The organism is Paraflavitalea pollutisoli (assembly GCF_029360705.1).
GTDB lineage: Bacteria > Bacteroidota > Bacteroidia > Chitinophagales > Chitinophagaceae > Paraflavitalea > Paraflavitalea pollutisoli.
The window spans coordinates 341326-365103 of sequence record NZ_JARKMX010000004.1 but is presented as its reverse complement, the minus strand read 5'-3'; the positions used below and the strand labels follow the sequence as shown (position 1 = coordinate 365103).

General features: G+C 51.3%; 21 protein-coding genes. 5 read left to right on the top strand and 16 right to left on the bottom strand.

Going from position 1 to position 23778, the window contains the following annotated elements; all coding sequences use genetic code 11:
• Nucleotide 1: 1 nt before the first annotated feature.
• From P2W70_RS11315 to P2W70_RS11280, 8 genes are all read right to left on the bottom strand, one after another.
• Nucleotides 2-1051 (bottom strand): alpha/beta fold hydrolase, encoded by a 1050-nt coding sequence (locus tag P2W70_RS11315; protein ID WP_276481568.1) that lies wholly within the window; start codon nucleotides 1049-1051, stop codon nucleotides 2-4.
• A gap of 26 nt (nucleotides 1052-1077) precedes the next feature.
• Nucleotides 1078-2367, bottom strand: coding sequence for an epoxide hydrolase family protein (locus P2W70_RS11310; protein WP_276481567.1), 1290 nt, complete (start codon nucleotides 2365-2367; stop codon nucleotides 1078-1080).
• A 122-nt stretch (nucleotides 2368-2489) separates the two neighbouring features.
• Entirely contained in the window at nucleotides 2490-3005 is a 516-nt protein-coding gene (locus tag P2W70_RS11305; protein WP_276481566.1) for a LytR/AlgR family response regulator transcription factor, read from the bottom strand.
• A 36-nt stretch (nucleotides 3006-3041) separates the two neighbouring features.
• Complete coding sequence (locus P2W70_RS11300) at nucleotides 3042-3860, bottom strand: oxidoreductase (RefSeq protein WP_276481565.1); 819 nt, start codon at nucleotides 3858-3860, stop codon at nucleotides 3042-3044.
• A 39-nt stretch (nucleotides 3861-3899) separates the two neighbouring features.
• Nucleotides 3900-4277, bottom strand: a complete 378-nt coding sequence (locus P2W70_RS11295) for a nuclear transport factor 2 family protein (RefSeq protein ID WP_276481564.1) — start codon at nucleotides 4275-4277, stop codon at nucleotides 3900-3902.
• A gap of 4 nt (nucleotides 4278-4281) precedes the next feature.
• Nucleotides 4282-4506, bottom strand: a complete 225-nt coding sequence (locus P2W70_RS11290; protein WP_276481563.1) for a tautomerase family protein — start codon at nucleotides 4504-4506, stop codon at nucleotides 4282-4284.
• Nucleotides 4507-4534: 28 nt separating this feature from the next.
• Entirely contained in the window at nucleotides 4535-5053 is a 519-nt protein-coding gene (locus tag P2W70_RS11285) for a YceI family protein (RefSeq protein ID WP_276481562.1), read from the bottom strand.
• A 103-nt stretch (nucleotides 5054-5156) separates the two neighbouring features.
• Nucleotides 5157-5678, bottom strand: coding sequence for a LytTR family DNA-binding domain-containing protein (locus P2W70_RS11280; RefSeq protein WP_276481561.1), 522 nt, complete (start codon nucleotides 5676-5678; stop codon nucleotides 5157-5159).
• A 244-nt stretch (nucleotides 5679-5922) separates the two neighbouring features.
• Here P2W70_RS11280 and P2W70_RS11275 point away from each other — a divergent pair, with 244 nt between their 5' ends.
• Entirely contained in the window at nucleotides 5923-8190 is a 2268-nt protein-coding gene (locus tag P2W70_RS11275) for a histidine kinase dimerization/phosphoacceptor domain -containing protein (protein WP_276481560.1), read from the top strand.
• A gap of 76 nt (nucleotides 8191-8266) precedes the next feature.
• Here the strand turns inward: P2W70_RS11275 and P2W70_RS11270 are convergent, their stop codons facing one another.
• Nucleotides 8267-8695 (bottom strand): organic hydroperoxide resistance protein, encoded by a 429-nt coding sequence (locus P2W70_RS11270; RefSeq protein ID WP_276481559.1) that lies wholly within the window; start codon nucleotides 8693-8695, stop codon nucleotides 8267-8269.
• A 63-nt stretch (nucleotides 8696-8758) separates the two neighbouring features.
• Nucleotides 8759-10036, bottom strand: coding sequence for an epoxide hydrolase family protein (locus P2W70_RS11265; protein ID WP_276481558.1), 1278 nt, complete (start codon nucleotides 10034-10036; stop codon nucleotides 8759-8761).
• A gap of 256 nt (nucleotides 10037-10292) precedes the next feature.
• Here P2W70_RS11265 and P2W70_RS11260 point away from each other — a divergent pair, with 256 nt between their 5' ends.
• The 4 genes from P2W70_RS11260 (at nucleotide 10293) to P2W70_RS11245 (ending at nucleotide 13842) form a co-directional block, all read left to right on the top strand.
• Nucleotides 10293-10856 carry a hypothetical protein gene (locus tag P2W70_RS11260; RefSeq protein ID WP_276481557.1) on the top strand — a complete coding sequence of 188 codons (564 nt, stop codon included), beginning with the start codon at nucleotides 10293-10295 and terminating at the stop codon, nucleotides 10854-10856.
• Between the two features lie 149 nt (nucleotides 10857-11005).
• Nucleotides 11006-11848, top strand: coding sequence for an SDR family NAD(P)-dependent oxidoreductase (locus tag P2W70_RS11255; protein WP_276481556.1), 843 nt, complete (start codon nucleotides 11006-11008; stop codon nucleotides 11846-11848).
• Between the two features lie 57 nt (nucleotides 11849-11905).
• Nucleotides 11906-12793 carry a helix-turn-helix domain-containing protein gene (locus P2W70_RS11250; RefSeq protein WP_276481555.1) on the top strand — a complete coding sequence of 296 codons (888 nt, stop codon included), beginning with the start codon at nucleotides 11906-11908 and terminating at the stop codon, nucleotides 12791-12793.
• 131 nt (nucleotides 12794-12924) lie between these two features.
• Entirely contained in the window at nucleotides 12925-13842 is a 918-nt protein-coding gene (locus tag P2W70_RS11245) for an alpha/beta fold hydrolase (RefSeq protein ID WP_276481554.1), read from the top strand.
• Nucleotides 13843-13914: 72 nt separating this feature from the next.
• Here P2W70_RS11245 and P2W70_RS11240 read toward each other — a convergent pair whose 3' ends face one another.
• The 6 genes from P2W70_RS11240 to P2W70_RS11215 form a co-directional block, all read right to left on the bottom strand.
• On the bottom strand, nucleotides 13915-15030 hold the full coding sequence (locus P2W70_RS11240; RefSeq protein ID WP_276481553.1) for an alkene reductase: 1116 nt from the start codon (nucleotides 15028-15030) through the stop codon (nucleotides 13915-13917).
• Between the two features lie 150 nt (nucleotides 15031-15180).
• Nucleotides 15181-15771, bottom strand: coding sequence for an FMN-dependent NADH-azoreductase (locus tag P2W70_RS11235; protein WP_276481552.1), 591 nt, complete (start codon nucleotides 15769-15771; stop codon nucleotides 15181-15183).
• 211 nt (nucleotides 15772-15982) lie between these two features.
• Entirely contained in the window at nucleotides 15983-17104 is a 1122-nt protein-coding gene (locus tag P2W70_RS11230; RefSeq protein ID WP_276481551.1) for a SusE domain-containing protein, read from the bottom strand.
• Between the two features lie 30 nt (nucleotides 17105-17134).
• The gene (locus P2W70_RS11225) at nucleotides 17135-18976 is read right to left on the bottom strand and encodes a RagB/SusD family nutrient uptake outer membrane protein (RefSeq protein WP_276481550.1); all 1842 of its coding nucleotides are present in this window, start codon (nucleotides 18974-18976) and stop codon (nucleotides 17135-17137) included.
• Between the two features lie 12 nt (nucleotides 18977-18988).
• A complete protein-coding gene (locus tag P2W70_RS11220) occupies nucleotides 18989-22315 on the bottom strand; it encodes a TonB-dependent receptor (RefSeq protein WP_276481549.1) in 3327 nt (1108 codons plus the stop codon).
• A 196-nt stretch (nucleotides 22316-22511) separates the two neighbouring features.
• Nucleotides 22512-23705 carry a FecR family protein gene (locus P2W70_RS11215; protein WP_276481548.1) on the bottom strand — a complete coding sequence of 398 codons (1194 nt, stop codon included), beginning with the start codon at nucleotides 23703-23705 and terminating at the stop codon, nucleotides 22512-22514.
• Nucleotides 23706-23778 lie beyond the last annotated feature (73 nt).

Genomic DNA, 23778 nt, shown 5'->3' with positions numbered 1-23778 from the left:
TTTAAGCCACATAACCAGCCACTTCGATCACGGCGGCTGCAAAAGCGGCCGGTGACTCCTGTGGTGGATTATGACCTGTGTTTTTGAAAACCTTATGGCTATACTTTCCCGTAAACTTCGCAGCGTAGGCAGTGGCATCCGGATGTGGTGCACCATTGTTGTCACCTTCGATCGTGATCGTCGGTATCGTGATCGCAGGTGCGGCAGCCAGCTGTTGTTCCAGGTCATTGTACTTGGTGTCTCCGTCTGCTATGCCCATCCGCCACCGGTAATTGTGCACCACGATATCGACATGTGCCGGGTTGTTCAGTGCGGCCGCTGTGATACCAAAGGTGGCATCATCAAACTTCCAGGTAGGCGATGCCTGCTGCCAGATCAGTTTGGCGAAGGCCGCGGTGTTCTTCGTATACCCCACCTTGCCACGTTCCGTGGCAAAGTAGAACTGATACCACCACTGCAATTCGGCGGCAGGTGGCAAGGGCTGCTTGCCGACAATCTGATTACCTACCAGGTAACCGCTCACGGACACCAGCGCTTTGAAACGTTTGGGCCACAAGGCTGCCAGGATGCAGGCAGTTCGGGCACCCCAGTCGAAACCTGCGACAATCGCCTGATCGATCTGCAAGGCGTCCAGCAATGCTATGGCATCTACTGCAAAGACAGACTGCTGTCCATTGTGGAAAGTTTGCTCGGACAGAAACTCCGTAGTTCCATATCCACGCAGGTAAGGCACAACGGTGCGATAACCTTTCTTGTTAAGGATGGGCACTACTTCAGCAAAACTATTGATGTCGTAAGGCCAGCCATGCAACAACAATACCGTCTGCCCATCACGTGGCCCTTCGTCGACATACCCTACATTCAATTCTCCTGCTTTGATCTGTTTGATCTTACCGGCAAAAGCATTACCGGAAGTCGCAGGAGCGCTTGCAGCGGGCGTAACAATGGAGGATACCAGGTGGGGCGTCGCTGCTGCCAGCGGACCTAATGCGATCACTTTGGCAGCTGATTGAATAAAGGAACGACGATTGTGCATACTAATGAATTTCATACAATGCGTTTATTGGTAATAGATGATTAACGTACAGTTTTGAAAGCGGCGCGGAGTTCTTCGGCAAACAACTGAGGCTGCTCCCAGGCGGCAAAATGACCGCCTTTATCCACCTGGTGGTAATACGACAGCTTGGGATATGCCTTCTCCGCCCAACTTTTGGGTGCCTGGTAGATCTCACCGGGAAATACCGTGATGGCTACCGGTACTTTGATCTCCTGCGTCTTCTGTTGCACGACGTTGAAATTGTTATTGTTGTTCTCCCAATACAGGTTGGCGGAACTGCCACCGGTATTGGTCATCCAATAAAGCGTGATATCGTCCAGCATATCATCTTTCGACAACACTTTTTCGGCATCACCGCCGCTGAAGGTCCAGTCGTCGAACTTGTCGTAGTAGAAAGCAGCCTGGCCCGAAGGGGAATCAGCCAGGCTATAGGCCAAAGTCTGTGGCCTGGTGACCATGATACCGGCATAACCACCACCCCGGGTATACAACTCATTCATCGATTCGTACGCTTTCCTTTCTTCTGGACTGAGACCTGCCGGTGCCGGTTCACCACATTGCAAAGCTTTAGCTATATCTGCCGGAACCGTCGCAGGCATGTTGACGTGAATACCGGCAAGCCCTTCGGGCGCCAGTCTGCCCATCGCATCAGCCACTACAGCCCCCCAGTCGCCACCTTGCGACACGTACTTACTATACCCTAGCCTTTTCATCAGTACATCCCAGGCTTTGGCGATCCGCTCGGGTCCCCAGCCGGGCGTGGTGGGTTTGCCCGAATAGCCATACCCCGGCATAGAAGGGATCACCACATCAAAAGCATCCTGTGCCTGACCGCCAAAAGCAGTTGGATCGGTCAGGGGTGCAATGATCTTGATCTGCTCAAAAACAGAGCCAGGCCAGCCATGCGTAACGATAACAGGCAACGCATTGGCGTGTTTCGACTTCACATGAATAAAGTGGATATCAAGTCCATCGATATTGGTAATGAACTGCGGGAAGGCGTTCAGCTTCGCTTCTGCCTTACGCCAGTCATAACTGTCACCCCAGTACCCCATCAGTGCTTTGAATTTCTCCAGGCGTACCCCTTGCGACCGGTCCGACACAGTTTCTTTGTCAGGAAAACGCGTGTCTTTGATACGACGCTTCAGGTCCGTGATCGCTTCATCAGCGACTTTGGCAGTAAAAGGACGGATAGCGGTAGCTTCTCCGCCAATCGGCGCTTGTGAGCGCTCTTTACAGCTGCCGGCTACGAGTAGTATGCCGAGCATTGCTACCAGCAGGTTTCTTGAAAAAAATGTATTGTTGTTCATGGCTATACTTTTTAGAAGGATGAATAATCAAAAATAAGGTTGGCAATGCCTGGTGTACAAGCACCAGTCCCGCCAGGTGGACAAGATGAGGGTTGAGTCAGACAACAGCAGGCGGCAAATGATTACCGGTTATCGAGCCAATGCAGAAAGGTGGCGGCTTTACGCTTGGAGACGAGTAGCTTTTCTTTGGTGGGTACGGTCAGGTTGACCAGCAGTTTGCGGGCAAAATAATGCTCCACTTCCCGGATGGAAGAGAAATGCACCAGGTATTGCCGGTTCAGGCGGAAGAACTGGTCTTTTTGCAGCAACTGCTCGATTTCTTCCAGCGAATGATCGACAAAATATTCCTGCTTGCCAAAGGTGACGATGATCGTGGTATCGTATTTCACATAGAAATAGGCGATGCTCTCTGTCGTTACATTGATGTACTTGTTGTTCTTGTGCACCAGGAAATTGGTCTTGCCGGTGGGCTGGCCTATCCTGCTCAGCAGATCCGCCAGCTCGCGCAGGTAGGGTGATTGGACCAGTTCCTGCAAAGCAGGCGCCTGTATCGTTTCCTGGAATGTTTCATGGAGCGATAGATCCGGCAAAGCAGTATCATCATCCGCTGCCGGATATGCAAGGGTTGGCCGTAACATGATTGGTGGATTGAAAGTTGAAGAAAAGAAATCTGCCTATTTACCGTGTGCGGCCTCTGACACCGCACGCCAGGCATTCCAATCGGCCCAGCGTTGATCATATACCCCTTTCACCCAGGCGTATGCCTTTTTGCCCAGCAAAAAATGCAGGGGCGGCTGTGAAGCATCGACCAGCTGCAGCACTGCCGTGGGGGTGGCAGCAGGATCACCGAAGAAATCTTCCGTCAGCGCTGCCCGGAAACTCGCCTTTACGGCATCGTATTGCGGCATCGCCGTGGTATGGATCGCCGAAGCGCCGCTCCAGTCGGTGGCGTAGGCATTGGGCTCTACTAACGTTACATTGATCCCAAAAGCTTTCACTTCTTTGGCCAACGCTTCCGAAATGCCTTCAACGGCATATTTGGAAGCATTGTAGAGTCCAAGGGTAGGCACGCCCACCAGTCCCAGCACGCTCGATACGTTGATGATATGCCCGCTGCCTTGAGCACGCATCACCGGCAAGATGGCCTGTATCATCCATACCAGACCCAATACATTTACTTCGAGTTGCTCGCGCACTTCCTGTTCGGTAGCTTCTTCGATGGGGCCAAACAAACCATAGCCCGCATTATTGATCAGCACATCGATGCGACCAAAATGTTGCTGTGCTACCTGAATAGCAGCGATGCCCGCATCCCGAATCGTGACATCCAGCTGCAACGGCAATACGCGATCGCCGTATAACTGTACCAACTCATCGAGCTGCGCCAGATTCCGGGCGGTGGCTACCACCCGGTCGCCCCGCCGCAAAAATGCCTCGGCCCACAACTTCCCGAAGCCTCGGGAAGCGCCGGTTATAAAAATGACTTTTGACATGATCGTTTGTATTAACCTTTGAAAGAATAGATCAGGGAATCATGACCGGGTATCGGTCAGCATCTTGTTCACGATCTTCCAGTGTCCGTCCAGCTCGTGGAAGGACAGAAACTCGTGGTAATCGAAGTCATACATCTTCACGGTCACTTCGGCCACGGCGATCGAGTTGATCACCGATACCGAAAGGATTTCCCCCTGGAAAGGGGAACCTGTTTCGCGCGGGCTTTTGCGGTTACCTACCCCATCGAGGTATTGCTCCAGGGTTTTAAAATAGGGAACCCCTTTTACGTCTCCCACGACCAGGGAGCCTGGTACATACACCTGCTCCAGCAGGTGCAGATCGCCTTCGAAGATGCCTTTGAAGTACAGGTTTTCCAGCGCCAGCCGGATTGCTGCTTCAGCTGTTAGGTTGCTCATAACATTACGCTTTTTTGATGTCAGAAGAAATACCTTGTTCGCGCATCACGGATACCTGCTCGTTGTTGTAGCCCCAGTTGTCGGTATCGATCTCCTGAATGACGACGTGTGTCAGCAGGGGATCTTTGTTCAGCACCTCCATGATCAGGTTGGTGACGCCTTTGATGAGTTGTTGTTTCTTTTCGCGGGTCACGTCTTCGCGTGTGAGCTCAATTTTAATGTATGGCATAACGTTTTTTTTATGGCCGCCAGGCTGCTTAAGCAGCCTGCGCGGTCAGGTTAATGGTGAGTGAAAAATCATTGTAGATCAGGTTGTCTCCCAGGTTCTGGAAGAAATTGCCCGAACGGAATTTGATGCCGTATTTGGTGCGGTCGATCACGATGGTACCGGTAGCCTTCAGCGTATCGCCAGCCACGTTCAGGTCAGCCGCGAACTCTACCGAATGGGTGATGCCTTTGATCGTCAGATCGCCTTTGATGAAATTGCCGCTTACCGCCGTGATCAACAGCACTGCTTCTGGATACTGCGCAGTAGAAAAGAAATCATCGGAAGCCAGGTGACCGGCAAACTGCGCATTGAGTGCCGGATCGGTCACATCATCGATCTTGATGGAGGCAGTATCTACCACTACTTCGCCACCTACCAGTTTTTCTGCTTCTGCATACAGGATGCCCGATTTGATCGCGATGGTGCCAAAGTGTGTACCGGTTACTTTTCTGCCTACCCAATCGATCTTGCTTTGTGCGGGAACGATGTTGAATGTTTGATTGCTCATTGTTGTAAGATTTATTTGAATACAAATTTGCGACGAATTCATAGCGTGATTGCGTGACATGGATCACATTCAGTCAAATGTGATCTACATCACATCCGAGGCTCTAGCGATTATCCAGCCATTCCAGGAAGGCACTCACCTTTTCGCGGGGAACCACCAAAGGCTGTGGCACCGGGATGACCGGGTTCACCAGCAGTTTCCTGCCGAAATAGGTATCAACATCTTTCACCAGCTTGAAATTGATCAGGCATTGCCGGTTGATCCGGAAAAACTGCCGGGCGGGCAAACGGTGCTGCACTATATCAAGCGATTGCTGTAGTGAAAACACGGCGGCATTGAAACATTGGAGTGACGGCGCACTTTCAGTGATAAAGAACAACGCAATATCTTGCGTCGGAACACTACGGTACTTATTGTCTTTCATTACCAGAAAACTCTTTTTGCTGTCACCAGCCAGTAGATGAGACATCAATTGATGACAGGCCGGGAATTTCATCAGCTGGAGCAACTGTTGCAGGTTGCTGGCAGAAAAGGCCTGCAGGATCGAGGCCGTTGTTGTTGCGTTGGCCAGGATAGGCATAGGCTGATTGGCCCCCGGCTGACTGGAGATGGTACACGGTTTCATGTAACTATTTTTATAATGAATGGTTAATCGGACAGGACGACGGATGCTGTAAGACTCATCGCTGCCATAAGAGAACGAAGACTGTGCCAGATCAGCAATGCACTGCTTTTCAACCAGATAGCATAAAACACACGCTCAACCACAACGAAATATCGTGGTGTAGCCATGGTAGTCACTGAGATTTCGTTGTGGGCGAAAATTGTGTACACGCCATCCTATCTTCAAGGCTTCAAAAATATCTCACATGACTATGCGATTTATGGTTGTATTGATGACCGCCACCTTATTAACATCTTCTGTACAGGCACAGATTGATGCCATCTCCCGCCATGAAGCAGACTCGATGCTCGCCCTCCTGCCCAACACAAAAGCTGCCACTCAAATAGAAACGCTATTAAACCTGGCACAATTCCACATCTTTAAGGCAGGCGAGAACAAGATCGACCTCGATAGTGGCCAGACCTACATCGACCAGGCCATTGCACTTAATAAAAAAAACAAATCAGCCGACGCTGCTGCCTATATCCTGGTCAACCAATCGTACTTAGAGCGCGAAAGAGGCGCTCGTGAAACCGGTTTTAATAAAGCAGGAGAAGCTGTGAGACTACTCCGAAACAGCCAACTGAAAGGGCTGCTGGGGCGTGCCTTGTATGAGTTATCCATGTATTACTCATATCAGGATTCAATACAGCGGGCAGTAAAGATGAACCTGGTTAGTCAAGCCGTCGAAGCATTTCAATTGGCTGGCGATACACTCAGGATGGCACGTTCACTGGAAATGCTGGGGGATCTGACATTCGTAAACCGTAACCGTCATCAAAGCCTCCAATTGCTGCTGCAGTCGCTCGCTCTATATGATTCGATAGGTTACCCCAAAGTGCAGGATGTTGGGTTATTGATTGGGGAATTGTATTTTCAGTTAGACGAATACGTACTCTCCATACACTATTACTTCAGGTCACTCAGAGCTGCAACCTTGACCGGTGATAGCTCTATTCAAATGTATAAGATCCACCACGGCTTAGCCATGATCTACCATAAAATAGGCCGCAACGAATTGGCAGCCAGCTATTATAAACAAGCACTGACATACGCAAAAAAGGTTGATGAAAGTTTTTCGATAGCTTTAACGGTCTGTAATGCAGCCTACATTTATTGCGAAAACCAACCGGTGATGGCCTTGCAGATACTTCGGGACTACCCCCTGCACCTACTAAAGGAAAAAGATAGTTATACAATTAAATACGCGTATTACAGGATTGTACTCGTCAGTAACTTGCGCCTGCAACAGCGCGAAAAGGCCCAGCAGGCTTGCAACCAGTTGTTGGCACTGGATAAAGAGGCAGCATTTCCAGCCATCAACCGAGGCTCTCTAAACCGCTATATTGCGACCTTCTACTTGTACACCGGTCAAAACGCGAAAGCCCAACACTACCTCGACATAAGTGACGAATGGGAACGGCGTGTTTGCACGAAATGTGAGATGTCGCGTAATCTTCAGTTGCATTACAAATTAGATTCGGCACGCCGCGATTACCAGGCGGCCTTCCATAGCCTGTCCCGCTATAAGGAGGTAACAGATTCCATATTTTCTGAAAACAATTTGCGGCAACTACAAGTGGCAGGTATCGAGTACGAAGTCGCGCAAAAAGAAGACTCGATCAAACTCAAAGACAAGAATATCATCAATCTTCAGCTTGCCAACGACCTGCAGAAAGCTGATCTTCGTCAGGCTAACCTGCTCACTTATCTTACCATTGCAGGCATCCTGGCAGCCTTGCTGATCATCGCGCTGCTTTACCGGCAATACCGCAACAAACAGCGCAGCAATGCCATCATCTCGCAAAAGAATGAGCAACTGGAGGGGCTGGTGATCGAAAAAGAATGGCTGCTCAAGGAGATCCACCATCGTGTCAAGAACAACTTTCAAACGGTCATGAGCCTGCTCGGTACCCAATCGGCCTACCTGAAGAACGATGTCGCGATCAGCGCCATCAACGATAGTCAGCAGCGCATCCAAGCGATGCTCCTCATTCACCAACGGTTGTACAAATCCAACAACCTCTCGTCCGTCAGGATACAGGATTATTTGCATGAGCTGGTCGAATCGCTGAGCGAAAGCTATGCCGACAGCGATGTGCGTTTTCAATTACAGATCGCGCCCGTAGAGTTCGACCTGGCACATTGTATTCCCCTCGGACTTATTCTCAACGAGGCCATCACCAATGCCTATAAATATGCCTTTCCGGACAAACGGGCAGGATTGATCTCGATCACACTGGCAAATACCACGGGCAACCACTACCAACTCACCATCCAGGACAATGGTATTGGCCTGCCACCCGGCTTCGATATCCAGCGATTGGAATCCATGGGTATTAACCTCATGCGTGGCCTGGTACGGGAGATCAGTGGTAGTTTTACCCTGTCTGGCAGCAACGGTACAACAATCACCATCAGCTTTCCTTACGAGCCGGTACCTACCATGGCCGACCACGCGGCCTATGCCTAAACAAAACAAAAAACCGGGACTGGTTGTACCAACCAGCCCGGTTTAACAGCTAAAACCAACTCAAAATGCAAACCGTCTATACCAGATTGTACTCAACTACAATATTGCCTTTCACCGCTTTCGAATAGGGACAAATGCTTTCCGCCGCTTCAACGATCTCCTTTGCCAGGTCCCGGCTCAGTTCGGGGATGGTGATGTTCATGCGTGCTTCCAGGGAGAATTGTCCGTTATCGAAACGCAGGTCAACCTCAGCGTCGATGGAAGCAGTGTCCGGCAGCGTCACTTTTCGCTGCTGCGCCGCCAACTGCATAGCGCCTTCAAAACAGGCCGACCAACCGGCAGCAAACAATTGTTCCGGATTCGTGCCCTGGTTGGTGCTGGCCGGCGAAGCGAGGTGCACTTCGAGGCGACCGTCTGAACTCTTCGACAACCCGTGTTCGCGGCCACCTGTGGTATGCGTCTTCGCGGTATACAGCACCCTGGCAGGTCTTGTTATCGTTCCCATGATTGAATGATTGAACATGTTAGGTAATGAATGATCCAATTTATTACACAGTAACCAGTAACCTTATCGCAACGACCTGAACGCCGCCCGTAATTCATTGGTGAACGCTGCCGGCTGTTCCCAGGCCGCAAAGTGTCCACCCTTATTCAACTTGTTATAATAGATGAGCTTGGGATAGGCTGCCTTTGCCCAGTTTTCCGGCGCCGTATAGATCTCATCCGGAAAAGCACTCACGGCGACCGGTATCTGCACCTGACGCGGATCGAAGAAACCACCCTTGGCTACCTGGAAGGCCTCCCAGTACAACCGCGCTGAAGACACCGCCGTATTCGTCAACCAGTACAAGGTAATATTCTCCAGGATATCTTCCCGCGACAAACCTTCTTCCACCCCATCAAATACCCGCGTGATGAGCTCATAACTTTTCGCGTCGTGGTCCAGCATCCACGCTGCCAATCCGATGGGTGAATCTTCGAGACCATACAAGGTCTGTGGCCGCAGCCCCATCTCCTGGGCATAGCCCAAGCCTTTTTTGTTGAAGAAGTCCAACTGCTGGTAGGCTTTCTTTTCATCGGCGCTCAGTCCGTCCGGTTCCTTACCAGCTGCCAGCGCCGCCGAAATCGATGCCGGCACGGTGGCGGCCATATTGGTATGAATACCCAGCAATTCGGGCGGCGCAATCAGCGCCATGGTTTCCGATACGGCATTGCCCCAGTCGCCACCTTGTGCTACAAATTGCTTGTATCCCAACCTGCGCATCAGCGTGATCCAGGCGTTGGCAATCTTTTCAGGGTTCCAACCCAGCACGGCAGGCTGCGCAGAAAAACCATGGCCAGGCAAAGAAGGGATCACGACATCGAATGCATCCTCCGCAGTACCGCCATGGGCAGTAGGGTCTGTCAGCGGCCCGATCACCTTCATCTGCTCGATGATCGATCCTGGCCAGCCATGCGTAATGATCACCGGCAACGCATTCTTATGCTTCGACCGCACATGAATGAAGTTGATATCGAGGCCATCGATATTGGTAACGAACTGGGGTAACGCATTTAATCGCTTCTCCACCTTACGCCAATCATAGTGCTTAGCCCAATAGTCGGCCAGCTTTTCCATCGTTCCCTGTTGTACACCCTGAGTGGCATCCCCAACCAGCTCTTTCTTTGGCCATTTGGTGGCGAGGATACGTTTCTTCAGATTGGCCAGTTCCGCATCGGACACCTGTACTTTGAAGGGGCGAATGCTTTCATCGGGCTTGGCCGCCTGCGCATGAGCCACCGTACCTTGCAGTGCCATCGCACCACTCAGCATTGTAGAGGCTATGATTTGCTTTGCTTTTTTCATCGCTATACTTTTTGCTGTTAAATAATTACCCGTAAAAATAGCGGTGAAAAGCCTCCGGGGTCAAGCACCCAACCCGCCAACGGGACAAAGACCCGGGTGAACCGGACATTCCTTTATGCGGACTAACACCACCACCTTGATCGCATAGATAACTATTGTCAATCTGAACGAAAATGCCAATTCCTTTGACCGAAAATGCAATCAATCACAATCCGCGACGAATGAGTTTTGCATTTTATTCACCAATAGCATTATTATGAAACATGTATTCAGATCTACCCTATTGCTCGGTTTATTGACGACAGCATTTATGAACAGTGAGGCACAGGACAAACAATCTCCCTCTTCCAGGATCAGGTTCAGTGTTGGTCCCGATGCGGCGCTTCCGGTGGGCAACTTTTCCGATGGCTACAACTGGGGCATCGGTGGCTCCATACAGGCTGAATTTCCGGTTGTACCCCAGGTGCTGCACCTGGTAGCGAATGCCGGCTTCCTGAACTTCTTCAATGATGACGACAAGAATAAACAGGGAGAGAACCTCAGCTTTTTGCCGGTAAAAGTGGGCGTTAAGTATTATCCCATTAAACTGCTGTATGTGCAGGCAGATGCGGGTGCCGCTTTTATTACCAACAAAACAAAAGTAAAAGCTGACAAAACTGCTGCTTTTGTGTACGCTCCGCAGGTAGGTGTTACTGTACCCCTCGGTGGCAGCAGCAGCATCGATGCAGGTTTCCGTTATGAGCGTGTGTCCAGGATCGTGGACGGGCAACACAATCCCTCTTATTTTGGTCTGCGGGTGGCCTATGGCTTTTCGCTGTAAGCGTCATCACTACCATCGCAAAGGGGCTGCACCGGTGTACGGGCGGCCCCTTTGCGGTGTATTCCGTAATTCTGTATCCGTATTGTGCTGTTTTGTATCAGTGCCAGGGCGGGGGGATGTCTAGCTTTGTGTTATTAAAATAGACAAACATGGCAAAGACAATATTTATTACAGGAGCTTCCCGCGGATTGGGGAAAATATGGGCCGAGGCATTCCTGCAACGGGGTGATAACGTCGTGGTTACTTCCCGCAAACTATCGGGTACCCAAGATCTGGTCGACAAATATGGCAGCGCAGTACTGGCCCTCGAACTGGATGTCACCAACCGGGCTGCTTCCTTCCAGGCCATCGAAAAGGCCAAAGCTCATTTTGGCACCATCGATGTCGTGATCAACAATGCCGGTTCCGGTGTGGTGGGAGCTGTGGAAGAACTCAGTGAGCAGGATGCCAAAAACCTGATGGACACTAATTTCTTCGGGACACTCTGGATGACACAAGCTGCCCTACCCATCCTGCGGGCACAGGGGCATGGCCATATCCTGCAACTGTCCAGCGCGCTGGGTATCTACACCTTCCCCACCCTCGGCATCTATAGCGCCAGCAAGTTTGCCGTAGAAGGACTCAGTGAGGCATTGGCGCTGGAAGTAAAAGATCTTGGTATACACGTGACCATCGTTCAGCCCAATGGCTTTGCCACCAGTTTCGGCAGTACCACGATCAATAGTCAACCTAACACCGCTTATGATGCGGTGCGGGCTAAACTTTATGCCGATCCGAATGTCGCCGGGCCCGACGCCTATGGCGACCCGCAGGCGACCGCAGCGGCCATCCTGCAACTGGTAGATAGCCCAACGCCTCCCCTGCGGTTCATCCTCGGCAAAAATGCCCTGCCACTGGCAAAGCTGGCTTATGCAGAACGACTGGCCGAGTGGGAAACCTGGCAAGATGTATCGAGCAAAGCCCATGGCCTGCAGGCCCTGGAGAATGCGTAACTTTATACCGTGGCCAGTCTGTGACAACATAGGCTGGCCACCCTAATACATCGCCTTATGCATTTCAAAAGACTGAGTGATGTACACCGCTGCAATCATTACCCGGACCCGGAGCATCCGCTGCTGACGCTATTCCGGTGCAATCCCCTCCGCAATGTGGCCAGCTATGAAGTCACGGCCGATTTCTACATCATCTCGTTGAAAAAAATACAGACCGGGGAGATCCGCTATGGCAAAACAAAGTATGACCACGAAAGCGGCTCTATGTATTTCATGAAACCTCAACAGGTGATTCAAATGAAAGACATTGCCCTGGAAGGTGATGGCTTCGAGATCTGGTTCCACGAAGATTACCTGCATGGGCATCCCCTGCATACACAGATCAAAAAATACAGTTTCTTTAATTACGAATTAAATGAAGCGCTGCATACTTCGCCCAGGGAAGAACAGACCATGTGGGAACTGTTTGACAAGATCGACCTGGAATACAAGAACAACCAGGACGAGTTTACCCGTGAGATCATCATCGGCCATATCGAATCGATCCTGAAATACGCGCAACGTTACTACAAGCGGCAGTTCATGAACCGCAGCATGCTATCGGGCGGTACTGTCACAAAATTCCAGGATGCTTTGTCGGCTTATTTCGAACAGGGACTACTACAAGAAAAAGGCCTGCCTACCGTAGCGATGTTTGCCAGTGAATTGCATGTATCACCCCGTTACCTCAGCGACCTGCTCAAGCAGGAAACCGGCAAAACCGCCATGGACCTGATACAGCATTTCCTGGTATCGGAAGCCAAGAACCTGCTCAATAGTGGCCGCTACACTATTGCAGAAGTGGCTTACCGGTTGGGCTTTGAAAATCCGCCTTACTTCTCGCGCCTGTTCCGTAAAGAAACCGGCTTTACACCTACCCAATTCCTGAAGCAGCAGGAGAATTGATGCTTTTCGCCCGGCAACCGGCAGCAGCCCGACTCTTTGAAAGTCGTTTTCCGCCCTATCCTTGTCGCTTACACACCACCTTGGTTTCCCCCGGTGCAACGACATTTGTATTCTAACAAAACGTATAGTACATGAAAGCGACCTTACCATGGCTGCTGATAATGGCAGTTATCGCCTCCTGCCAAACGAGTCCAACAACAACACCCACCACCACACCCGCAGTGAAAGACACTGCTTTAAAAGCCACCGATAGTGGCTATGCAGACGTTAACGGCCTTAAGATGTATTATGAGGTGTATGGTTCCGGTAAACCACTGGTCCTGCTGCATGGCTCCTTCATGAACATTAACACAAACTGGGCTTCCATCATCCCTCAATTCGCCGAAGGCCGCCAGGTGATCGTCGCAGAAATGCAAGCGCATGGACGCACCAAAGACATTCCCCGCGCCTTCCGTTACGAAAACATGGCTGATGATGTATCGGGACTATTAACACACCTGAAGATCGACAGCGCCGATGTACTGGGTTATAGTATGGGTGGTGGTATAGCCTATCAGTTTGCCATCCGGCATCCGCAACAACTGCGCAGACTCGTGATATTGTCCAGCACTTATGCACACGACGGCTGGTGGCCAGAAGTGGAAGCCAGTTTCGCCACCTTTACCCCGGACATGTTCAAAGGCACTCCCATCGAAGACCAATTTAAGTTGTACAATAATAATGACACCACCCATTTCGGCGACTTTATCAAAAAGGTTATGAGTGCCGACATAGGCACCTATGACTGGACAGCTGCCGCTAAGCAAATCAAAGCACCCATATTCCAGCTTATCGGTGATGCGGATGGTGTTCGGTACGAACATGCGATCGAACTGTTCAAAGCCAAGGGCGGCGGTAAAATGGGTGATATGGGTGGCCTGCCCGAGTCACGCCTGGCCATCCTGCCCGGCACTACCCATATCGGTATGATGGTAAATACAAAAGTATGGATGCCGATGGTCATCGACTTCCTGGATGGAGATCTGAAAGCACCCCCACCATCATTTTAAGCGATACCTAAAAAGGAACAGCCGGTCTCCACCTGTGAGCCGGCTGTTTTTCTTATGAATACACAAAGTGATCTACGCTACGGTCGCCACAGGTTGTTGATACGGCTGCCAATCGAGATACCCTTCCATCGTGAGTCCATAATGCAAAGCAGGATTCGATTTGGTCAATGGCCAGTTGTGCTGCAACCTGTCGACCAGGTCGGGATTACCAATAAAGGGCTCACCGAATGCCGCCAGGTCAATGGTTCCTGCATTGATCAATTCTTCCGCCTTCGCTCGGGTCATGCCGCCGGCCAGGAGGAGCGTGCCGCTGTACCAACTCCTGAATTGTTGTAAGAACACAGCAGGTATAGCATAACTTCCCCGGGATTGTTGATCCATCAAATGGATATAAGCGATACCGCGTTTACCCAGTTCAGTAGCGAGGTATTGGTAAGTAGCATCGATCTCCGCATAATGGGGCATTTCATGCAGTCCACCATAAGGCGTCAGACGAATGGCTGTTTTATCAGCGCCAATAGCAGCCACCACCGCGTCGATCGCCTCCAACAGGAAACGGCTTCTGTTCTCTATATTTCCGCCATAATCATCAGTCCGGTTGTTGACAGCCGGGTTCAGGAACTGTTCGATCAGGTAGCCATTGGCGCCGTGCAACTCTACACCGTCAAAACCAGCAGCGATGGCGTTGATCGCAGCGTTCTTAAAATCCTTTACGACTCCTTTGATCTCCTCGACAGGCAATGCCCGGGGCACGGAACAGGGTACAAATCCCTCTTTACCATCTTCATCATATCCCCAGGCAAAAGAGTTCGTGGCGCCGATGGCAGACGGGCCTACCGGTGCCCCCCCATTGGGTTGAATGGAGGTATGCGATACACGGCCCACATGCCATAACTGCGTAAAGATCTTACCGCCCTTGGCGTGTACGGCCTCCGTCACGGCCTTCCAGCCAGCTACCTGCTCCTGGGTGTACAACCCAGGAATGTGTAGTACCCCTTTAGCGGTGGGCGATATCGCCGTTCCCTCCGTGACGATCAAGCCGGCACCGGCACGCTGTTCATAATAATTGACATTGTATGCCTTGGGTACGCCATCTTTGTTGCGCGCACGCGTCAGCGGCGCCATGGCGATACGGTTCTGAACGTTCAATTGGCCGACCGCGGCCGGCTTAAAAATGTTGATAGCCATACTTCATAATATTTACGAAGGCAAAGTTCACGGCTATTTACCTATAAATAAAATAACATGACTAATAGTCTTCTATCAGAAATATTATAGAGCTTCAGGTCAGATCCATCCGGCCGATGACCCGCTTATGCGCTTCAACAGGAGGACTATTTATATACCCTGAATGATGGCAGCGTAGTTGACCGTACAATCCTTTTCGGCTGTGCCTTCTACCCGGTAGGTATATACATCCGTAATGCCCAGGTAGGTGCTGAATACGGCTTTAATATAGGATTCAATAAATTCGTACCCATCGGGCATATAGGCTGCTCTTCCGCCCGATGCGATAGCCAGGTACACTGTTTTATCGGCCAGCAAACCCGTTCTGGTTCCGTCTGCATTGAACCGGTAAGTAAGCCCCACACGCACCAGCTGATCGATCCAGGCTTTCAGCAATGCAGAAACACCCAGGTTGTACATGGGGGTGCTCAATACAATAATATCAGCCTGTTTCAGTTCTCCCAACGCCGCATTGGCATAAGTCAGCACTTGATCATCGGCCTGTATATCAGTAACATATTTATAAAACTCCCCGATCAACGACTCATCTAAATAGGGCGGAGGGGTTTTAACAAGATCCCGTTCTACCACGGTATCGATATCCTGCCGCTCCATTAATTTCTGCACAATGGCCTGACTCAGTCTTCTGCTGTACGACTGAGCGCCCCTGGCGCTCGAGGTAACATGCAATAGCTTTTTCATGATGCTGGTATTATTTCCAGTACGACGAATGACGAAAGGCCGGGAGGACAAATCATTATTATTTATTTGGCGTGGCGCATTACGCGTCACCCGCTCGTTGATTCCTGCAATCCACTCAACAAACACAAAAACCTACAGCCCTTCCGGGCCATAGGTTTGCGACTCGAATACTCCTATTGGTCCCCACTGCATAAGGGCCAACAGCATGACTTTATTGTTTTACAATGAAGATCGTCTCTTTCAATTGGTTGATGGTGACCTTGTAATTGCCCGGAGCCGTGATTTTCCATTTGTTATCGGGATTGCCGCCCGGAATAAATACTACCTCCGTTTTACTGATGTCCGGAAAATTGGTGGGTGGCATATAGTAATCGCCTCCCCAGTTGCCCAGCCCCACCGGGATCTTGAACTCGCCCGCTTTCAACTCACCCGTATAAGAAAACTCATAAGGATTACCCGGCGTTTGCACCATAGGGGTTGGATTATTGATATTCCATCCCGCTGGCGTTGCATCCCCCACGATCCACAATTTGGCATAAGGTGTAAATGGCTTGATGGTGATATAAGCAGGATCGCTGACATCCATCGTAATTTTATAAGCGCCGGGCGTGCTGATCAACCAACGGTTGGTATTCGCTGGTGTGCTGCCGCCGGAAACGTACACGGATTTACCATCCACTATATCCGGATGATGGGTCAATGGTCGGTAGAAATCACCATCGGGCTTGCCCTTCGCCACGGGTATCTCAAACTCTCCCGCCTGCAGCACTTCATAATACAGGAACTGGTTGGGATTTTTCGCATTCAGCGTCATCGCCACCGGGTTGTCGTAGTTCCATCCACCAGCTATGGCATCACCCGTAATAAACAGGGCCGTTACCGGCGGTATAAAAGGTACCACTTTCAAATACACCACATTGCTCGAATCCAGCTTCACCGGTTTGGCATGGATCGTGTCTACGATCCGCACCTGGATCTCGCTGAGGGTATTCACGGTCAGGTGAAGACTGTCGAGCAACAGCGCATTCAGTTGCAACACACTGAAAGATTTGGAATAACTCTGCCCCATCGGCACACTGACCGCATTGGCAAAGTCACTCCCCCGCTTACCGATCTTCAGCGTATACGTGATGGAGGCACTCGTGCCATAATTGGACCCATTCGTCCAGGTAAAGGTCGCCGCATTGTTGGCACTATTGCCTTTGAGCAAGGTGATAGAGTCGGTAGAAGCCGTCAGCACGGGCGACTTCATAATGATATCATACTCGAAAGAAGGTTTTTGACAGGCAAAGACAGCCATACAGGCTATCATGGCCAGAAATATATTTTTCACTGTATCGTGTTTAGAAGTGAACGCATGTTATTACCAGCCGAAGTTTTGCACGAGGTTCTTGTCTTTGTCGATCTCCGTGGGGGGAATGGGCATCAGGTAATGTTTGCTTTGGAAACTCCGGGATTGGATGACCACCTGTTTGTAAAACACAGCCACACCGGCGGCTTCGCTGTTCACGTCCAAACCAGTGGCCGCCAGTTCGGCCGTTGTAGGCCTCGCGTTCATGCCGTGTACATCCGTATTGTCGACCTGCGTGCCGATCAGCCAGCGACGCACATCCCAGAACCGGTGGCCTTCAAAAGCCAACTCAACCCTACGCTCGTTGCGGATACGCTGGCGCATACCTTCTTTGGTATTGTCAGACGGGATGATGGGCAATGCTGGCATGCCAACCCGCGCCCGCACAGCATTCACTGCCGCATACACGTTGGCATCCGGTGCCGATAAATATTCATTCATCGCCTCGGCATAGTTGAGGTAGATCTCCGCCAGGCGGAAGATGGGCGCATTGCGCTGCCCCTGTCCCTGGCCATTCACGCGGTCTACATTGGGCGAACTATACTTCCGCAGGTTATAACCGCTCACGCAATTGGTACCGGTCTTTGGCCAGCCATCGCCATCGCTTTTGTTATTACCCCACCAGGCCAGCTTCACCGGGCGGCCCACCGATTGCAGGCGCCAGGCTGAATACTGGAAGAATACGGTAGCATAAAAGCGCGGATCACGGTCTTTGTACATATTGGAGATGTTCGACACATTGCTCTGGCGCAGACCATCCCACATCTGACCGCTCCAGAAACCCTGGGTGGTATAGCCGGAACCTGGTTCGTTGATAGGGAACCCATTTTTCATTTCGTAGGCATCCACAAACTCCTGCAGCAGGCTCAGTTTGCCATTGCCTTTAAAGGCTGCGCCATTGGGCAGAAAGGTCTGTTCCAGATCGGTGGTATTGGGCATAGAATACGCCAGGATATTCTCATTGTACTCGCGCGTATAGAACAACTGCGCGTAGGTATTGACCGGGTTGGTGGGCGTTGGATTATACAATGTATACAAGTTCATATCCAGCACCGCTTTGGCGGCATCGGCCGCCCGCTTCCATTTGTCGGCACTGTACGTCGTATTGAAGAGTGCTTTGCCGTCACGGTTCTTGATCTCCGTATACAGGCTGTTGCCGTTGAACAGTGGACTGGCGGCGTACAACAAAGTCCTTGATTTCAGTGCCAGTGCAGCACCACGCGTTATACGACCCACATCGGCCGTTGAATAATCCGTCGGCAGCAAAGGCGCAATGGCATCCAGCTCTGTTACAATAAAGTGCACGATCGAATCCGACGGTGTCCTGGCCAACTCTGCATTCTTAGGGTCGTTGAGGTCCAGCGCTTCCGTGATCAGCGGCATGGCGCCATATCGTTTGAACAACTCAAAATAGTAAAAGGCACGCAGGAAGCGGGCTTCCGACTTCAACCGCGGAATGATAGGCCCGTAAAACTGGACCTGGTTGGCGGTCAACGGCACTTTTTCCACATGCTCGATATAAAAATTAGCAGCCCGGATATTACCAAACCGGCTACGCCATTCATCCAGCGGGTTATTGCCCGGCCCCCAGGCACCGTAATTGAACAAGAGCTCGGCAGGCGATTCCCAATGGTTCATCGACTCATCGCTGCTGGCCCATAGCATCGTACCGTAAAATCCGTTATTGGGCATGGCATTGTACAGGGCAGCCAGCGCTTTGTCGGCATTTTCAATATTGGACCATACATCTTTCGAGGTAGTGATCTCCGTAGGCACTACATCGAGAAACTTTTTACACGAGACCGTGAGCAGCGTACTGCACAGGAAAAGAGCAGCTATATAGGTAGACTTCATGATTGTTCGGGTTTAAAAGCTGAAGGTTAATCCGGCATTGATCACTTTCTGTTGGGGATAGTTGCCCGTACCATCGGGTATTTCCGGGTCAAAAGCTTTGATCTCCGACCAGGTCAGCAGATTGATACCATTGATGAATACCCGGGCAGACTCGATGCCAATTCGTTTTAGCGCCAGCCGCGGAATGGTGTAGCCCAGTTCTACGTTCTTCAACCGCACATAGTCCGACGACCGGATCCAGAAACTGGAAGCGCGGAAATTGTTCACGTTCTGGTTCGAACTCATACGCGGATACAAGAAGGACTGCCCTTCTTTACCGGCTACCCAATGATTGTCTTTGATCTCAGACAACACCGTACCGCTGCGGTTGCCAAAAGCCCATACCGCGTCACCGGTGAAGTATACGTTGCCCCCCCAGGCGCCCTGAAATAATACGCTCAGGTCAAACCCTTTATAATTGATGCCAAACGAAGCGCCGCCAAATGCTTCCGGCACACTCGATTTATTAAGGAAACCTTCATCGAGCTGATCGATCACGCCATCACTGTTGAGGTCTGCATACTTTACATCACCAGGCTGCACAGCACCAAATGTTTGCCGCGCGCTGTTGGCGATGTCTTCCCAATCCTTAAAGAGGCCCAGCGAGGTAAGGCCTCCCATTTCACCAATGCGGCGGGTAACGGCCTGCTTCCATTGACGGTTCACCAGTACCGGTTCTCGCTGATCCAATATTTTATTGCGGGCAAAGGAGAAATTACCCTTGACAAAATACCCGAAATTCTTTGTTTGCTGTTTGTATTCGGCCACGAGCTCGAAACCACGGTTGCGTACCAGGCCGGCATTGATATAAGGCAGGCTGCTGATGCCCAGGTATTCGGGGGCAAACAGTGGCTGTTGCAGGATATCGCTGCGCTGGTTGAAGAACACATCGGCTGTCAGGGTGAAAGCATTGTTGAACAGGCCCAGATCGAGACCAATGTTCAGCTTCTTCGCTTTTTCCCAGGTAACGAACTCGTTGCCCGTCGCCTGTTCGCCGGCTCCGCTATAGCCGTTGCCATCGCGGTTCACCCCAAACTGGTATCCGGTGGTACTGGTAGACCAGGTACTTTGGTACAGGAAGCGACCACCACCTACATTGTCGTTACCCACGATGCCATAAGAAGCGCGGAATTTCAAGAGATTGATGGTTGCGCTGATGGGATCGAAGAAATCTTCCTGCGAGATCACATAGCTGCCCGATACGGCGGGAAAAAATCCGAAACGATTGCCAGCGGGGAAATTTTCCGAACCATTATAGCCAAAGTTAAACTCTGCAAACAACTTGTTCTGGTAGCCATATTCCACACGGCCAACCCAACCCTGGTATTTAAAGGGCAGTGACCCCATCACATTGCCGCTACTGACGTCTGCCGAGTAAGATTGTTGGTTATAGAGGAACAAACCTTTCACCGTATGGTCGCCGAAAGTCCGGTCGTAGTTCAGGTACAATTCACCCAGGGTACGCCGGTTGCCATTGGCGGTTACGTTATAGTCCAATACACTGTTGCCGGTAGTGATGCGGTAATAAGTACCCTTGGTAAGGTCCGCTACCGTATCACTGATGGAATACACGTAGCTGTCGTAGGCCCTTCTGCGTGCCACATTGCGGTAGTTGTTGACATCGAAGGAAAGGCGGGCACGGCCACTGAGCCCCTTGGTGATGAAGTGCATATTCAGGTTAAACCCGGCTGTGGCAGTCAGGTTATTGCTGAACAATTTCTGGTAACCGCTTTGTGTCAGCTGACCGTATGGATTATCGATCAACCGGCTTTGCAGCGCCGAGATCGAGCCATTGGGATTGGTGACGGGATACCAATGTGGGCCGATCTGCTTCATGCCGCTGAAGATCGTACTGGCATTGGCACCGGGGTAGTTGCGGTCGGTGATGATATCGCCGAGGTTTAGTTGCAGCACCAGGTCTTTGGTGATATTGAGGTCGATATTGGACCGGAAATTGTATTTGCGGGTTCTTGCCTGCGTACTGTACAGATTCACATCATCGAAGCGATACAGCCCATCCTGTTGCAGGTACGAGAGCGATACAAAATAACGCGCTTTGTCGGTACCGCCGGATACATTGAGGTTGGCCTGGCTCATCATGGATTGGTCCTTCAGCAAGGTTTCGAGCCAGTTCACATCGGGGTACAGGTATTGGTAGGCCGGATAGTTGCGGTCACGATATTTGGCCAGGTATTCATCGGTGTATACGGAAGCGTTGAGCCCATCGTTGAGCAGGCCTTCGCGGTAAAGCGTTAGTGTTTCAAAGCTGTTGAGGTATTCGGGCAACCGGGTAGGTTGCTGGATACCGGTTTGGGCGGTGACACTTACACGTGGTTTGGAGTTGGTACCGCGGCGGGTAGTAACCAGTACTACGCCATTAGCGCCCCGCACACCATATACGGCAGTAGACGAGGCATCTTTCAGGATGGTGATATTATCGACCTCATTGGCATCGATGCCATCGAAAGAACGTTCTACGCCATCCACGAGGATTAACGGCCCCTGCGAACCGGAATAGGTTTCGAGACCACGTATATAAATGGCGCTGGCGTCGGCACCCGGCTCACCGCTTCTTTGCAGTGAGATGAGGCCTGGCAGGCGGCCGGCCAGTGCATTGGACAGGTTGGCCACCGGGCTTTGCTTCAGTTCGGTAGAGTTGACGGTAGCAATGGCGCCCGATACACTGATACGCTTTTGCGTGCCATACCCGATTACCACGATCTCTTCCATGTCTTTGGGCGTGGGCGACAACCGCACGGTGATCGATGGATTGTTGGCCACTACTTCCCGGCTGGTATAGCCGGTAAAAGAAATGACAAGCACGGTATTGGGCTCGAGGCCGTTCAGTACCGCATAACCGATCGAATTGGTAGTTTTGCCCTGCTGCGTGCCTTTCACACGCACGGAGGCACCTTCGAGGGGCAGGCCGGAACTGTCCTGTACCAATACGGTAACGTCCATAGCAAGGGGTACCACCAGGTCAGCTTTTGGTTTGTTAGTCGCCGGTGTTCGGGGAGTGAGGTAGATCGTGGTACCCTGGATATTGTACGACACCGACTGATCGCGAAACACCTCATCGAGGGCGGTTAGCAGGGGCGTTTGTTTCCAGGATACGCTCACGGGTTTCAGTTGTTCTACCTCATTGACCTTGTAGAAGAACACATAACCGGTTTGTTTACGGATCTCTTTCAAAACTTGTTTTACGGACTGTTGCTGTGCCCGTAGGGTCACCTGTTGGGCGATCCCGTTGGCACTCGCGGTGAGCAGACCGGCAAGGAGAAATACAGCAGTTAATTTCATAGCCAGCCAGATTTGGTGGGGGCTTTGGTGAAATTGAACAGGTGGATGCACAGCGCGTGTGCAAGACCTGCAATCGTTAATTTTCATACTTTTGCAGCGCTTGGGTTAATGACAATAATTAAATCCTTAGTCAGATTGGTCATTGCGTAACTCCGGCATTATATATCGCTCCGGCTCCACCCGGGGCGATATTTTTCTACGGCATTACAACAATGCGTTTATGTTCGATACGAAACTTGATCTTCATGGACTCCAGGCCTTTCAGTACCTGGGATAGGGTTTGGTTCATCGCGATCTCACCGGCAAACAGCATTTTACCCGGCTGTCCTTCATACACGACGTCCACATCATACCAGCGGGCGAGTTGACGCATCACTCCTTGCAGCGTTTCCCCGTTGAAGGAGAATATGCCCTTGGACCAGGCCATGGCCTGGTCTATATCCGCATCATTGACCACCTTCACCACCTGAGCATCTATCTGCGCCTGCTGACCGGCTTTTACCGTATTGTCTGTTTTCGCAGCGGCAGTGCGTACCGCTACACTGCCTTCCGATACACTGGTCAAGATGAGCTGCTCATCGTTATAGGCGTTGATGTTGAATTCGGTGCCCAGGTCTTCCACCATACCGGCTTCAGTGCCGGCTTTATGGATATATACGCGGAAGGGCATGCTTGCCTCATGTTTTACCTGGAAGATCGCTTCGCCGGTCAGTGTTACCGCTCTTTCTTTGCCGGTAAACTGCAGGGGGTACCGGAGGGAAGACATAGCATTGAGGCGTACCGTCGATCCATCGGGTAATACAGCGGCATACTGGCGGCCCTTGTCGGTCACCATTTCATTATAGATCACGGCATCATTGGCCCCTTTGTACAGGATATTGCCGTTCTCTTTATATATGGCTACCTGTCCATCCATGGCGATGAGACCGTCTTTAACGGAATCGACGAGTATGATGCGGTTGTCTGAAAGCTTGAGGCGAGCGCCCTCGTGACCAGGATCGATGTCCTGCACAGCCATATCACCAGGGGCAGCGGAATCCCGTTTGCCGGGCAGTAATAACCAAAACGTGCCGGCAGCCACTAAAAGTAAGATAGCGGCGGCAGCCCAGCGCCAACGGCGCAGTATAGACAGGTGATGCACAGGGGCCTTGGTCGGGGTTGGCGCACCGGCCATTGCAGCGGCGAGGTTGTCGAGAATACGTTGGCGGGTAAGCGGCAGGTCTACCTCCTGGTCGTAGGTTTTATCGGCCAGTTGCTGGTCGATGAGGGCGTCGAGCTGGTTGGCGTTGGACTGCTCGTCAAGCAGGCTCAACAGTTCGGCGGCCTGTATTTTATCGAGGCGGCCGAGGATATATTCCTCCAGCAGGTAGTTAAGGCGTTGATGGTCCATATGGCAGGGGCAATAGGGTGGCCCGGAAACAAAGACGCAGAAAATGTGACGCGGATAAGTAGCGTAACCAGAA

Excerpts from the sequence above, each read along its gene's own strand:
- P2W70_RS11315 (WP_276481568.1), bottom strand. The coding sequence starts at position 1,051 with ATGAAATTCATTAGTATGCACAATCGTCGTTCCTTTATTCAATCAGCT.
- P2W70_RS11310 (WP_276481567.1), bottom strand. The coding sequence starts at position 2,367 with ATGAACAACAATACATTTTTTTCAAGAAACCTGCTGGTAGCAATGCTC.
- P2W70_RS11305 (WP_276481566.1), bottom strand. The coding sequence starts at position 3,005 with ATGTTACGGCCAACCCTTGCATATCCGGCAGCGGATGATGATACTGCT.
- P2W70_RS11300 (WP_276481565.1), bottom strand. The coding sequence starts at position 3,860 with ATGTCAAAAGTCATTTTTATAACCGGCGCTTCCCGAGGCTTCGGGAAG.
- P2W70_RS11295 (WP_276481564.1), bottom strand. The coding sequence starts at position 4,277 with ATGAGCAACCTAACAGCTGAAGCAGCAATCCGGCTGGCGCTGGAAAAC.
- P2W70_RS11290 (WP_276481563.1), bottom strand. The coding sequence starts at position 4,506 with ATGCCATACATTAAAATTGAGCTCACACGCGAAGACGTGACCCGCGAA.
- P2W70_RS11285 (WP_276481562.1), bottom strand. The coding sequence starts at position 5,053 with ATGAGCAATCAAACATTCAACATCGTTCCCGCACAAAGCAAGATCGAT.
- P2W70_RS11280 (WP_276481561.1), bottom strand. The coding sequence starts at position 5,678 with ATGAAACCGTGTACCATCTCCAGTCAGCCGGGGGCCAATCAGCCTATG.
- P2W70_RS11275 (WP_276481560.1), top strand. The coding sequence starts at position 5,923 with ATGACTATGCGATTTATGGTTGTATTGATGACCGCCACCTTATTAACA.
- P2W70_RS11270 (WP_276481559.1), bottom strand. The coding sequence starts at position 8,695 with ATGGGAACGATAACAAGACCTGCCAGGGTGCTGTATACCGCGAAGACG.
- P2W70_RS11265 (WP_276481558.1), bottom strand. The coding sequence starts at position 10,036 with ATGAAAAAAGCAAAGCAAATCATAGCCTCTACAATGCTGAGTGGTGCG.
- P2W70_RS11260 (WP_276481557.1), top strand. The coding sequence starts at position 10,293 with ATGAAACATGTATTCAGATCTACCCTATTGCTCGGTTTATTGACGACA.
- P2W70_RS11255 (WP_276481556.1), top strand. The coding sequence starts at position 11,006 with ATGGCAAAGACAATATTTATTACAGGAGCTTCCCGCGGATTGGGGAAA.
- P2W70_RS11250 (WP_276481555.1), top strand. The coding sequence starts at position 11,906 with ATGCATTTCAAAAGACTGAGTGATGTACACCGCTGCAATCATTACCCG.
- P2W70_RS11245 (WP_276481554.1), top strand. The coding sequence starts at position 12,925 with ATGAAAGCGACCTTACCATGGCTGCTGATAATGGCAGTTATCGCCTCC.
- P2W70_RS11240 (WP_276481553.1), bottom strand. The coding sequence starts at position 15,030 with ATGGCTATCAACATTTTTAAGCCGGCCGCGGTCGGCCAATTGAACGTT.
- P2W70_RS11235 (WP_276481552.1), bottom strand. The coding sequence starts at position 15,771 with ATGAAAAAGCTATTGCATGTTACCTCGAGCGCCAGGGGCGCTCAGTCG.
- P2W70_RS11225 (WP_276481550.1), bottom strand. The coding sequence starts at position 18,976 with ATGAAGTCTACCTATATAGCTGCTCTTTTCCTGTGCAGTACGCTGCTC.
- P2W70_RS11220 (WP_276481549.1), bottom strand. The coding sequence starts at position 22,315 with ATGAAATTAACTGCTGTATTTCTCCTTGCCGGTCTGCTCACCGCGAGT.
- P2W70_RS11215 (WP_276481548.1), bottom strand. The coding sequence starts at position 23,705 with ATGGACCATCAACGCCTTAACTACCTGCTGGAGGAATATATCCTCGGC.